The sequence below is a fragment of the Bacteroides sp. OF04-15BH genome, assembly GCF_003477995.1.
Taxonomy (GTDB): domain Bacteria; phylum Bacteroidota; class Bacteroidia; order Bacteroidales; family Bacteroidaceae; genus Paraprevotella.
On the sequence record NZ_QUEM01000004.1, the window covers coordinates 59,816 to 73,712 of the forward strand.

7 protein-coding genes are annotated in these 13,897 nt (G+C 50.3%); 5 read left to right on the forward strand and 2 right to left on the reverse strand.

What is annotated here, in order from left to right; translation table 11 throughout:
• The first annotated feature begins 38 nt into the window (after positions 1 to 38).
• On the forward strand, positions 39 to 2,093 hold the full coding sequence (gene htpG, locus DXA74_RS02875) for a molecular chaperone HtpG (protein WP_118525322.1): 2,055 nt from the start codon (positions 39 to 41) through the stop codon (positions 2,091 to 2,093).
• 545 nt (positions 2,094 to 2,638) lie between these two features.
• On the opposite strand, the gene abc-f is transcribed toward htpG, so the two are convergent.
• Complete coding sequence (gene abc-f, locus DXA74_RS02880) at positions 2,639 to 4,543, reverse strand: ribosomal protection-like ABC-F family protein (RefSeq protein WP_118525323.1); 1,905 nt, start codon at positions 4,541 to 4,543, stop codon at positions 2,639 to 2,641.
• A gap of 272 nt (positions 4,544 to 4,815) precedes the next feature.
• On the opposite strand from abc-f, the gene rho reads away from it, so the two are divergent.
• Positions 4,816 to 6,957 (forward strand): transcription termination factor Rho, encoded by a 2,142-nt coding sequence (gene rho / locus DXA74_RS02885; protein ID WP_118525324.1) that lies wholly within the window; start codon positions 4,816 to 4,818, stop codon positions 6,955 to 6,957.
• 113 nt (positions 6,958 to 7,070) lie between these two features.
• On the opposite strand, the gene DXA74_RS02890 is transcribed toward rho, so the two are convergent.
• Positions 7,071 to 7,934: an AraC family transcriptional regulator gene (locus tag DXA74_RS02890; protein ID WP_118525325.1), complete on the reverse strand. Its 864-nt coding sequence runs from the start codon at positions 7,932 to 7,934 to the stop codon at positions 7,071 to 7,073.
• A gap of 171 nt (positions 7,935 to 8,105) precedes the next feature.
• Here DXA74_RS02890 and DXA74_RS02895 point away from each other — a divergent pair, with 171 nt between their 5' ends.
• Genes DXA74_RS02895 through DXA74_RS02905 form a run of 3 tightly spaced genes read left to right on the forward strand, consistent with a single transcriptional unit; the run spans position 8,106 to position 13,863 of the window.
• Positions 8,106 to 9,242, forward strand: coding sequence for an efflux RND transporter periplasmic adaptor subunit (locus DXA74_RS02895; protein ID WP_199666060.1), 1,137 nt, complete (start codon positions 8,106 to 8,108; stop codon positions 9,240 to 9,242).
• A 47-nt stretch (positions 9,243 to 9,289) separates the two neighbouring features.
• On the forward strand, positions 9,290 to 12,502 hold the full coding sequence (locus DXA74_RS02900; RefSeq protein ID WP_118525326.1) for an efflux RND transporter permease subunit: 3,213 nt from the start codon (positions 9,290 to 9,292) through the stop codon (positions 12,500 to 12,502).
• Positions 12,499 to 13,863 carry a TolC family protein gene (locus DXA74_RS02905; RefSeq protein WP_118525327.1) on the forward strand — a complete coding sequence of 455 codons (1,365 nt, stop codon included), beginning with the start codon at positions 12,499 to 12,501 and terminating at the stop codon, positions 13,861 to 13,863. Before DXA74_RS02900 ends, DXA74_RS02905 begins: the two co-directional genes overlap by 4 nt.
• Positions 13,864 to 13,897 lie beyond the last annotated feature (34 nt).

Consider the following 13,897-nt stretch of genomic DNA (forward strand, 5'->3'; position numbering starts at 1 on the left):
CCGGCAGAAAAACAAACAACAAAAAAACTTATACAACTATGCAGAAAGGTAATATTGGGGTTACAACCGAAAACATTTTCCCCATCATCAAGAAATTCTTATATAGTGATCACGAAATCTTCTTGCGCGAAATCGTTTCCAACGCCGTAGACGCAACCCAGAAACTGAAGACCTATGCCAACAAGGGCGACTTCAGCGGCGAGATGGGCGAACTGAAGGTAACCGTTTCTCTCGACACCGAGAAAGGCACCATCACCGTGAGCGACCGTGGTATCGGTATGACCGCCGAGGAGATTGAGAAATACATCAACCAGATTGCCTTCTCAGGAGCCAACGACTTCCTGGACAAATATAAAGAGGATGCCAACGCCATCATCGGACACTTCGGTCTGGGATTCTACTCTTCATTCATGGTGAGCAAGCAGGTAGAAATCGTCACCAAGAGCTATAAGGAAGGCGCACAGGCCGTGAAATGGACCTGCGACGGAAGCCCTTCTTACGAACTGACCGAGGTAGAGAAAGCCGACCGCGGTACCGACATCATCATGCACATTGACGACGACTGCAAGGAATTCCTCGACAAAAACAAGATTCAGGAGCTGCTGAACAAGTATTGCCGCTTCTTGCCGATTCCGGTAGCTTTCGGAAAGAAAACCGAGTGGAAGGACGGCAAGCAGGTAGAAACAGAAGAAGACCTGATTATCAACGATGTGGAGCCACTGTGGACCCGCAAGCCAAGCGACCTGAAGGATGAGGATTACAAGAGCTTCTACCGCACGCTGTATCCGATGAGCGACGAGCCTTTGTTCTGGATTCACCTGAATGTGGACTACCCGTTCAACCTGACCGGTATCCTTTACTTCCCGAAAATCAAGAGCAACATGGAGTTGCAGCGCAACAAGATCCAGCTCTATTGCAACCAGGTTTATGTAACGGATTCGGTAGAAGGTATCGTGCCCGACTTCCTGACTCTGTTGCACGGTGTCATCGATTCTCCGGACATTCCGTTGAACGTAAGCCGTAGCTACCTGCAGAGCGACAGCAACGTAAAGAAGATCTCTACCTATATCACCAAGAAGGTGAGCGACCGCTTGCAGAGCATCTTCAAGAACGACCGTAAGGACTTCGAGCAGAAGTGGGACGACATCAAGATTTTCATCAACTACGGTATGCTCACTCAGGACGATTTCTATGACAAGGCCAAGAACTTCGCCCTGTTCAAGGACTGCGACGGCAAATACTTCACATTCGAAGAGTATCAGACTCTGATCAAGGACAACCAGACCGACAAGGAAGGTAACCTGATTTATCTGTATGCCAACGACCAGGATGCCCAGTACACTTATATCGAAGGCGCCAAGAACAAAGGCTACAGCGTATTGCTGCTCGACGGACAGCTGGACACTCCGGTAATCTCCATGCTGGAGCGCAAGTTCGAGAAGAGCCGCTTTACCCGTGTGGATGCCGACGCCATCGACCGTTTGATCGTGAAGGACAGTGACAACAAGTCAGCCGTAGACGCCGAGACAAGTGCCAAATTGTCATCTATGTTCAAGAGCCAGATGCCGGAAATGAAACAGACCGAGTTCCAGATCGAGGCACAGAGCATGGGCGAACAGTCTACTCCGGTGCTGATCGTACAGAGCGAGTACATGCGCCGTATGAAAGAGATGGCACAGATCCAGCCGGGCATGTCTTTCTATGGTGAGATGCCGGATATGTTCACTCTGGTATTGAATACCGACCACCAGCTCATCAAGAATGTGATGGAAGACAGCAAGGAAAAGACTGCCGAGAGCCTGAAGCCCATCGAGGCCGAAATCAAGGGACTCAGCGCACGTCAGGCTGTTCTGCGCCAGCAGCAGGAGAACAAGAAGCCGGAAGAGATCACTCAGGAAGAGAAAGATCAGTTGAACCAGTGTGGCAACGATATTCTGGCCCAGGAAAAGAAACGCGACGAAGTGATGGCCGAATATGCAGCCGGAAACCCAATCGTACATCAGTTGATCGACCTGGCCTTGCTGCAAAACGGCATGCTGAAGGGCGAGGCTCTGAACAAGTTCGTGAAGAGAAGCATCGACCTGATCCAGTAATTCTGTCAGCAGATTGCAGATTAAATAAGATAACAAACCGCTCCGGACTCCGCAAGGTGTCCGAGAGCGGTTTGCTCGTTTCTGTCCCCTTTTTCAAACAAAATGTAAGCTTCTGAGCCGAAACACGGATTTTGCCTTCGGGGCAAAAGTTTCTTTCCGGTTGAAATCCGAAGCATAAATATACCTCCCGGCTGCATATTCATGCAGTTTATCGCCATGCAGAGCATGAATATGCAGATTTCCGATGCGGAAAAACCACAATCGGGAAAGAAAAAGATCAGGATGTCTTCAGCAAATCATCGTCAGGAAACGGCATTTTCCTGCAGATGAACCATCTTCCGGTCCGTTTTGCCGCATTTTCGTACTCCCCGATGCAAGGCATTTTCTTCAAGATACACTTTCACAAAAGCGGCTGTTATCCTGTGAATCAGATTCATATAGAAAAACAGAAGCCCTGAGACTGGCGAAAATTCTGTCCGCAGGGAATCCCGTGCGGAAAAATGCCAGTCTCAGGGTCTCTGATTATCCTTTTGTCAAAATGTCCGTTACGATTCAAACTCGCTCAGCTCCAGCCAGCGCATGCTCTTCTCGTCCAGCTCGTCGTTCAGCTCCGGCAGACGCTTGGACAGAGCGGTAATCTCCTCCACCGAAATCGTACCGCCACAAAGAGCCTCCTCAATCTGTTTCTTCTCTTCTTCGAGCGCGGCAATATCCTTCTCCAGCTGGGCAAACTCCAGCTTTTCCTTATAGGTCAGACGCTTTTTCTCCGTATTCTGGTTGCGGGCAGCCGCCGGTTTCGGAGCTTCCTTCGCCTCCTTCTCGCGCTGCTGCTTCTCCTCCTCACGCTTCAGCTGGTCCTGCTCATCCTTCCACTCGCGATACTGCGAATAGTTGCCGGGGAAATCCTTCACATCGCCCTGACCGTTGAACACCAGCAGATGGTCCACCACCTTATCCATAAAGTAACGGTCGTGGCTCACCACAATGACGCATCCCTTGAAGTTTTGCAGATATTCTTCCAGAATCTGCAAGGTCACGATGTCCAGATCGTTCGTCGGCTCATCCAGAATCAGGAAGTTCGGGTTGCGCATCAGCACGGTACACAGATGCAGACGGCGCTTTTCGCCACCGCTCAGCTTATACACATAACTTTGCTGCTGCTTGGGCGAGAACATGAAGTGTTGCAGAAACTGCATGGCAGAAAGATGACGGCCGCCGCCCAGGTCCACATACTCGGCCACGTTGCGCACCACATCAATCACCTTCATCTGGTCGTCAAACTGCAAGCCTTCCTGCGAATAGTACCCGAACTGCACGGTCTCACCTACCACAATGCGTCCGCTGTCGGGCTTCACTTCGCCCAGCAGCATTTTAATAAAGGTAGACTTGCCCGTTCCGTTGTTTCCCACAATACCCATCTTCTCATAACGGGAGAAGGTGTAGAAGAAGTCCTTCAGAATCACCTTGTCGGGACCGAAACTCTTCGAAATATACTCTGCCTCGAAAATCTTGCTTCCGATATAAGACGATTTCACTTCGAGCGACACGCTCTTTTCGTTCATGCGGCGCTTGGCCACCTTCTCCAGCTCATAAAACGCTTCCTGACGGTAGCGGGCCTTATGTCCGCGGGCGCAAGGCATGCGGCGCATCCAGTCCAGTTCCGTGCGATAAAGGTTGTTGGCACGGGCTATCTCGGCGTTCATGGCGTCAATACGCTCCTGCCGTTTCTCGAGATAATAACTGTAGGAACCTTTGTACGTATAGATCTGTTCGTTGTCGAGCTCAAAGATTTCCGTACACACACGGTCCAGGAAATAGCGATCGTGGGTCACCATCAGCAAGGTGAGCGAGCTGCGGCTCAGATACTTTTCGAGCCATTCGATCATATCCAGGTCCAGATGGTTGGTCGGCTCATCGAGAATCAGCAGGTCGGGTTCGGTGATCAGGATGTTGGCCAAGGCCACACGCTTGAGCTGACCACCGGAAAGATGCCGGATTTTCTGGTCGAAATCAAAGATTTTCAGTTTTGAGAGAATCTGTTTGGCACGGCTCTCATAGTCCCAGGCCTTCTCCTGATCCATACGGTCGAGCAGTTCTTCCAGTCCGGGGTTGCCCGGAGTCTGCATGCACTGCTCATATTCCTTAATCAGACTGGTTACGGAATTTCCATGCCAGAAGCAGGCCTCCATGATGGTCAGATCGGGCGGATACACCGGCGACTGCTGCAGGTATCCCACCCGCAGATCACGCTTGAACACCACACTACCCTCGTCGTACGAGTCCAGTCCACACAAAATATTCAGTAAAGTAGTCTTGCCCGTTCCGTTTTTGGCGATAAGTCCCACGCGCTGCCCTTCGGCAATACCCAGAGAAAGATTCTCGAAAAGCACGCGGTCGCCCACCCTGCGGGTAAGTCCTTCTACTTGCAGATATGAATTTACTAATGCCATATACTTATTAAATTTCGTGCGAAAATACACATTTTTTGCCACCCTGCCGCCAAGAAAAAAATTTTTGTTCGGAAAATGAAAAAAAGACCGGAAAAAACAGGAAGATACAAAAAAAAGAAGTATATTTGCACAACCAATTGATGCGGCTAATTTCTTATCGCATCAAATCCATCCAATTTATTTTTCATATTCTTAATTTTTTGCCCGGTCCATATACCGTCCGAATCAGGAGTGTGGATAGGCCTCAAATTAAAATTTCAATTTTATTATATATGCACACGAAAAGTGAACTCGAAGAAATGTCTCTGGAGCAGTTGCAGGATATTGCGCGTGATCTGGGCATCTCGATCAAGTCGGCCGATGAAAAGATCGACCTGATTTATCAGATCATCGACACACAGTCCGAACTGTCGGCAGCCGCACAGGTAAAGGCTGCGGAGACCAAAGCAACAAAACGCAAAAGAATTTCCAAGAAGGAAAGCGATCATGTCTATTCGGCCTCACAGGGCAGTGGCGAAAACTTTGACCTGAAGAAGAAAACCACCAAAGCCAAGGCCGCAGAACCCGTAGCCGAAGAAGTGGCACCGGCAGCTCCGGCCGAAGAAACCAAGGCCGCACAACCGGAAAGCCAGGAGCCGGCGGCAGAAACTGCAGCCCCAGCCAAGAAACGGGGCAGAAAGACCAAAACGGAAAAAGCAGCCGAAGAAGAGAAAGCGGCTCCGGAAGCAACCGAAAAACCGGCCGAAGCAGCTGCACCGAAAGAAAACACAAAGAAAACACGCACCAGTAAGAAAGAAACTAAAAAAGACAATCCGTTGTCTTTGAATTTTGAAGACTTTGACTTCACCAACAATTCCAACGATGATTCCATCCCTGAGTTCCTTTTGGAAGCACAGGCAGCCGAGCAGCAGAACGAGACTGTAGAGACCGGTTCACCGGAACCGACCGAGGCTCCAGAAAGCACCGAAGAGAAAAAGGAAACTCCAGACACTACTGAAAATACAGAAAACAAACCCGCACAGCCGGAAATCTCCGAAGAAGAATTTTTCTCTGCCAAAGAACCGGATTTCATTATCCTGCAGGACCTGCCTTTCGAACAGGAAGTGGCCGTGCCGGAAAATGAACCTTCGGCTACTCTCAATGTGCCCGAGGGCCTGGAGCTGCATCCCGACAACAACATTCCGCAGGGTGTCATCCCCGAAGATACTTCCTGGACCATGCCTACCCTGCCTGAGAGCAGCACCGAAACACCCAGCAAGAAGGAAACGGCTCCCGAACCGCAGCCGGTATACGACTTCGGCGATATCCTCACCGGACAGGGTGTTCTGGAAATCATGCCCGACGGATATGGTTTCCTGCGTTCCAGCGACTACAACTATCTCTCTTCGCCAGACGATATCTATGTGAGCAACTCACAAATCAAGCTCTTCGGTCTGAAGACCGGTGACGTGGTAGAGGGTCCTGTACGCCCGCCGAAGGAAGGAGAAAAATATTTCCCGCTCATCCGCGTGACCCAAATCAACGGAAGAGAGCCGAGCGAAGTGCGCGACCGTGTGCCGTTCGAACACCTCACCCCCCTCTTCCCGGACGAGAAGTTCAAGCTGTGCAAGGGATACAACGATTCTCTCTCGGCCCGTATCGTAGACCTTTTTGCCCCAATCGGTAAGGGACAGCGTGCCCTGCTCGTGGCCCAGCCGAAGACCGGTAAGACCATGCTGATGAAGGACATTGCCAACGCCATCGCTGCCAACCATCCGGAAGCCTACCTCATCATGCTGCTCATCGACGAGCGCCCGGAAGAGGTTACCGACATGGCCCGCACGGTGAATGCCGAGGTGATTGCCTCTACCTTCGACGAACCGGCCGAGCGCCATGTGAAGATTGCCGGCATCGTTCTGGAAAAAGCCAAGCGCATGGTAGAGTGCGGCCATGATGTCGTAATCTTCCTGGATTCCATCACCCGTCTGGCCCGTGCCTACAACACCGTATCTCCGGCCAGCGGCAAGGTGTTGTCCGGAGGTGTGGATGCCAACGCCCTGCACAAGCCGAAGCGTTTCTTCGGTGCGGCCCGTAACATTGAAAACGGCGGCTCACTGACCATCATCGCTACCGCCCTGATCGACACCGGAAGCAAGATGGACGAGGTAATCTTCGAGGAATTCAAGGGTACCGGTAACATGGAGCTGCAGCTGGACCGCACGCTGAGCAACAAGCGTATCTTCCCGGCAGTAAACATCATGGCTTCCAGCACACGCCGCGACGACCTGCTGCATGACAAGACCACTCTGGACCGCATGTGGGTATTGCGCCGCTTCCTGTCCGACATGAACTCGGTAGAGGCCATGAACAAGATCAAGGAACCGCTGGAGCGTTCAAAAGACAACGAAGAGTTCCTGATGAGCATGAACTCCTAAGCCATAGGAAACCGCCCTTCGGGGTTCTCAATACAAAAAGAGTCCTATTACACTCTCAGAAGCGGAGTTTAATAGGACTCTTTTTATATGAAGCGCCTGAATGAACGAAGCGACTAGAATTCTTCAAAGGCCGGCACATGCACCTTTCCGGGATTCTGCCGGTAATATACCGGAGACACCCCCATGCAACGCTTGAAAAAGCGGCTGAAATAAGACTGGTCCGGGAAGCCCAGCGAATTGCTCACCTCCTGCACCGTCTTGTCGGTGCGGTCCAGCATGCCGAGTGCCGCCGAGAAAAGCTTATAGTCGATCAACGATTTGGGGGTTTTCTGAAGCACACGCCGGCAAATCTGCGTCAGATATTTGGAAGAGATGCACAGCTGCTCGGCATAATACTGCACTCCGTGCTCCTGCGTATAGTTGTTCTCCAGCAGAAACATAAAGCGCTTGAACAGCGTTTGGATGCGCAGCGTGTCATTGCTTTTCAAATCCGGATAATACTCCATCACCACTCCGTAGATACCCTTGATGAAGACCTCGATCAGCGAAGTGATGACATCGTGACGGAAAGGATTGCGTTTGTCATTATAGGCATACTCAAACAAAGCACAGAAGCCGCGCACACTGTCGCGCGCCTCCGGAATGATGAACCAATGGACTTTATGAAAAAGAAGCCCGAAGAAACGGGGCTCCAGACGCTGCCCCACCTCATGCATAATGCTTCGCAAAAAGGAAACAAAAAAGACTTTAAAATCTTTTGTATGATTTATTAACTTTATTTCCGAATCAGGCTGAATAAACAGCATGACATTCTCCTTGGCTCTGTATTCTTTTTCATTCACAGACACAAGAGCACTTCCCTTCTCGACAAACAGAACCACCTGCCGTGAGGGGGCCATCATAAACGATGGAATATCCTGCAAATCAGTGTGAAAGCAATTGTAATATTCCGATTCTGAGAAATCTGGTTGCAACATATTACTTTTTTTTACGTCTATTAATTATTGTCTATTTCAGAGGAAAATTGTTCAAAAACGAACCTAGTTCCCAAAATTACAAAAAAAGTTCCATAATTGCAACCTGCCATCATCCGATTTATTTGTAATTTTGCCCGGTAAAATAGAATAGTTTAATTCAAAAATCAAATTATGAAAAAGAAAATTATGACTGCTTCCTTTGCAGCCTTACTTTGTATGTTCACTCTGAACAGTTGCAAAAAGGAACAACCGCCTATGGCAGCAACTGCGTACAAGACAATGACAGTACAAACACAAACACGAGAATTAAGTACTAGCTATCCGGCAACCATCCGCGGTCGCCAAGACATCGAAATCTACCCGCAGGTAGGTGGAACACTCCAGAAATTATTGGTTACAGAAGGACAGCGTGTCAAGAAAGGACAGACTTTGTTCATCATCGACCAGGTGCCTTATCAGGCAGCCCTGTCTACAGCAATTGCCAACGTGAAGGCAGCCGAAGCTGCTGTGGCTACTGCCGAACTGAATTACAAGGGCAGAAAAGAGCTGTACGACCAGAAGGTAGTTTCTGACTTTGACTTACAGAAAGCCCAGAACGATTTGCTCAGCGCCAAGGCTTCTTTGGAGCAGGCCAAGGCCCAGAAGGTAAATGCCGCAAACAATTTGTCATACACTGTAGTGAAGAGCCCGGCTGACGGCGTTGTAGGCGTGCTGCCTTATCGTCAGGGTGCTTTGGTGGGCAGCAACATGGCCCAGCCGCTGACTACCGTATCCGACAACTCTCAGATGTATGTATATTTCTCTATGAACGAAACCGAGATGCTGGAACTCACCCGCCAGTACGGTTCTCCTGAGGAAGCCATCAAGCAGATGCCGTCCGTACAGCTGCAGTTGAGCGACGGTACCATTTATGCCGACAGCGGACGCGTGGAGAGCATCAGTGGTGTGATTGACCCAAGCACCGGTACTGCCAGCTGGCGTGCAGCCTTCAACAATCCGAACCATTTGCTGCACAGCGGTTCATCCGGTAACATTATCATTCCGGCACACTACAACAACTGCGTGGTTATCCCACAGGAGGCTACCGTTGAATTGCAGGACAAGGTTTTGGTGTATAAGGTGATCGACGGCAAGGCTGTCAGCGCACAGATCAAAGTTTCCAAGATCAACAACGGTAAGGAATACATCGTTACCGAAGGTTTGAAACCGGGCGAGGTGATCATTGCCGAGGGAGCCGGATTGGTTCGTGAAGGTGTTTCTGTAGACGGAACTGCCGGAGCACAGCAGGCTGCACCAAAAAAGAAATAATAGAATAAAGGATTAAAAGATTTGTTTCAAGAAAGGAAACTAAAATAATGAAAGGAAATATATTTATCAAACGTCCGGTCCTGGCCATGTCCATATCCATCCTGACCTTGATCGTGGGCTTTATTTCTCTGGCCACTCTGCCAGTTGAACAATATCCGGACATTGCTCCTCCAACCGTCCAAGTATCGGCCACCTATACCGGTGCGAGTGCCGACGCGGTGATGAAAGCGGTAATCCAACCTTTGGAGGAAAGTATCAACGGTGTAGAAAACATGACCTACATCCAGTCTACCGCAACAAACTCCGGTACGGCTACCATTCAGGTGTTCTTCAAACAGGGAACCGACCCGGATATGGCTGCCGTAAACGTACAGAACCGTGTCTCCAAGGCACAGGGTCTGTTGCCGGCCGAGGTAACCAAGATCGGTGTGACCACTTCAAAGCGTCAGACCAGTTTCTTGCAGATCGGTGCCTTGTATAGTCCGGACGACCGTTACGACAAGTCATTCCTGTCCAACTATATGGATATCAACGTAGTGCCACAGATCAAGCGTGTTGAGGGTGTGGGTGACGTGATGGCCATGGGTGATACCTACAGTATGCGTATCTGGCTGAAGCCGGACATCATGGCCCAGTATGGCTTGATTCCATCAGACGTTACTTCCGTACTGAACGAGCAGAACCTGGAAGCCCCGGTCGGTGCTTTGGGAGAGAATTCAGAGAATACCTTCCAGTTCACCATGAAATACCGTGGTCGTTTCACCGATATCGAGCAGTTCGAAAACATCGTGGTACGCACCCTTCCTGACGGAAACGTATTGCGTGTAAAGGATGTGGCAGATGTAGAATTGGGTAACCTGTCCTACAGTTTCGACGGTACCATGGACGGACACCCGTCTTGTACCTTCATGGTATATCAGGTAGCCGGTTCCAATGCAACCGAGGTAAACGAACGCGTAAGCCAGTTGCTGGATGATATCAGCAAGGATCTGCCGGCAGGAACCAAGTTCATGACTTTGATGAGTTCCAACGACTTCCTGTTCGCATCTATTCATGAGGTAGTAGAAACTTTGGTTATCGCCATCATCCTCGTTATCCTGGTGGTATACTTCTTCTTGCAGGACTTCAAGAGTACCTTGATTCCTTCTATCTCAATCATCGTATCTCTGGTAGGTACCTTCGCCTGCTTGCAGATTGCAGGATTCAGTATCAACATCCTGACTTTGTTCGCCCTTGTGTTGGCTATCGGTACCGTGGTGGACGATGCCATCGTAGTAGTTGAGGCCGTACAGGCAAAATTCGATGTGGGTTACAAATCATCTTATCTCGCTACTAAAGACGCGCTTTCTGACGTAACTATGGCGGTATTCACCTGTACATTGGTGTTCATGGCCGTGTTCGTTCCGGTAACCTTCATGGGCGGTACGTCAGGTATCTTCTATACTCAGTTCGGTGTCACCATGGCCACTTCAGTAGGTCTGTCCTGCTTGAACGCCTTGACTTTGTGTCCGGCCCTTTGTGCCATGTGGCTGAAGCCGGCCGACGGCAACAAGAGCGCCAAGAGTTTCAACGGACGTGTACGCGCAGCCTATAACGCCTCTTTCAACGCCGTAATGGGTAAATATAAGAAAGGTGTGATGGCCATGATCCACCACAGATGGGTTGTATGGACTGCTTTGGTCGCTTCTATCGTATTGCTGGTTTACTTCATGAACACCACCAAGACCGGTTTGGTTCCTCAGGAAGACCAGGGTACCGTTATGGTCAATGTGAGCGTTTCTCCGGGTAGCACCCTGAAACAGACACAGAAGACTATGGACAAGGTAGAAAACATCATCAAGACCATTCCGGAAGTAGACCACTACTCTAAGATCTCCGGTTACGGATTTATCGCCGGCCAGGGTACTTCTTACGGATCATTCATCATCCGTCTGAAAGACTGGGATGAGCGTCCGGGCAAAGACCAGACATCTGATGCCGTTCTGGGTAAGCTGAACATGATGCTGCAAAGCGTTAAGGAAGCTCAGGTATTTGCCTTCCAGCCGGGTATGATCCCGGGTTACGGTATGGGTAACTCTATCGACTTGAAGTTGCAGGACCGTATCGGTGGCGATGTTGAAGGCTTCTACATGAACGCCATGAAGTTCCTCGGAGCCTTGAACCAGCGTCCGGAAATCTCAATGGCCTATACCTCTTATAATATCAACTTCCCGCAGTACAGTGTAGACGTGGACGCTGCCAAGTGTAAGCGTGCCGGAATTTCTCCATCTTCTGTATTGGATGTTCTGGGTGGTTACTGTGGAGGTATCTACGCATCTAACTTCAACCAGTTCTCTAAGGTATACCGTGTGATGATTCAGGCTGATCCGAAATACCGTCTGGATGAGAACTCACTGAACGGTCTGTATGTCAGAAACGGAGACCAGATGGCACCGGTAAGCCAGTTCGTAACCATCAAGAAGACCATGGGTCCTGAGGTGGCCAACCGTTTCAACCTGTTCGATGCCATCCCATGTAACATCAACGTGGCCGACGGTTACTCAAGTGGTCAGGCCCAGAAGGCTATCGAGGAAGTTGCTTCTCAGGTATTGCCAAGCCGTTACTCTTACGAGTACGCCGGTATGTCCCGTGAAGAGGCAGAAACAGCCGGTTCAAACAACACCGTATTCATCTACGGTCTGTGTATCGTTTTGATCTTCCTGATCCTGTCCTGCTTATATGAAAGCTTCCTGGTTCCATTGGCCGTTATTCTGGCTGTGCCATCCGGTTTGATGGGTAGCTTCCTGTTCGCCAAGATCTTCGGACTGGAGAACAACATTTACTTGCAGACCGGTGTGATCATGCAGATCGGTTTGCTGGCCAAGACCGCGATCTTGATTACTGAGTTCGCATTGGAGCGTCGCCGTCAGGGTATGGGAATCATCGAAGCTGCCTACTCAGCTGCTCAGGCCCGTCTGCGTCCTATTCTGATGACCGTGTTGACCATGATCTTCGGTATGTTGCCTTTGATGTTCGCCACAGGAGCAGGCGCCAACGGTAACAGTTCTTTGGGTACTGGTGTTGTCGGTGGTATGCTCATCGGAACTCTCGCCCTGCTGTTCATGGTACCGGTATTGTTCATCACCTTCGAGTATCTGCAGGAAAAGATCCGTCCGGCACTTCACGAAGAAGCCAACCAGCAAATCCAGGCTGAGCGCGAGCAGAGCCTGATTGAGCGCAGTGCTCTTAATCCAGAAAACCAGAAGAAATTAGAAAAATGAAAAAAATAGTATTCACACTTGCCACAACTGCCCTGCTGAGCAGTTGTGGTATCTACAGCAACTACGAACGCCCGGCCGACATCAAGACCGACGGTCTGTATGGAGCCACCGTTGAAGAGTCTGCCGACTCTGCCGGACTGGCTGCCCTGCCCTGGCGTTCTCTGTTCACCGATCCCACCTTGCAGTCATTGATTGAAAAGGGATTGCAGAACAACACAGACATGCGCACTGCCGCTCTCGGCATTGAAGAGGCCGAAGCCTCACTGAAAGCAGCCAAGCTGTCCTTCTTCCCGAGCTTTGCCTTTGCCCCCCAGGGCGGTTTCAGCTCAGTAGACTGGGCCAAGGCCAACAAGACCTATACCATTCCATTGAGTGCTTCCTGGCAGGTAGACATCTTCGGAAGTCTGCGTAACGCCAAAAAGCGCGCTCAGGTACAGCTGGAGAGCAGCAAGGCCTACAAACAGGCAGTACAGACTCAGCTGATTGCCACCATCGCCAACTATTACTACACACTGGCCATGCTCGACGAGCAGGTGAATGTCAGCAAGGCTACCGCAGATATCTGGCAGGAAAACATCAAAACCTACAAGGCCTTGATGAACGTGGGTCAGACCACTTCTGCAGCCGTAGCACAGGCCGAGGGCAACTACTATAATGTATGCGCTCAGATTGTAGACCTGGAGCAGCAGATCACCGAAGTGGAAAACAGTTTCTCTACCCTGCTGGGCGAAACCGTTTCATCTATCCAGCGCCAGAGCATCAACGACTGGAAGGCTCCACAGACCATCACTGCCGGCATTCCGAGCTACGCACTGGCCAACCGTCCGGATGTAAAGAACGCAGAACTGGCCCTGGCCAGCGCCTTCTATAACACCAACGCTGCCCGCTCAGCCTTCTATCCGGCTCTGAACCTGACCGGAACACTGGGATGGACCAACGACCTGGGTACCATCGTCAATCCGGGCAAATGGATCTGGCAAACTGTTGCCAGCCTCACCCAGCCTATCTTCCAGAATGGAAAACTGAGAGCCAATCTCAAAATTTCCAAAGCACAGCAGGAAGAGGCTAAGCTGGCCTTCCAGCAGACCCTGCTGAATGCCGGTGCTGAGGTGAACACAGCTATCGCCAAGATTCAGAACAACGACGAAAAGGAGAAACTGAACGACAAACAGATTGAATCCATGGAACAGGCTGTAAAAAGCACGCAATTGTTGATGCAGAACAGTTCAACCAACTATCTGGAGGTATTGACTGCCCAACAGAGCCTGCTGTCAGCCCAACTCTCAAAGATCAGTACTCAATTTGCGAAAATTCAAGGTACGATCGAACTCTACCAGGCTCTTGGTGGAGGCGCAGAGTAAAAACTTCATATTTTCTCTATTACTCACTTCGGAG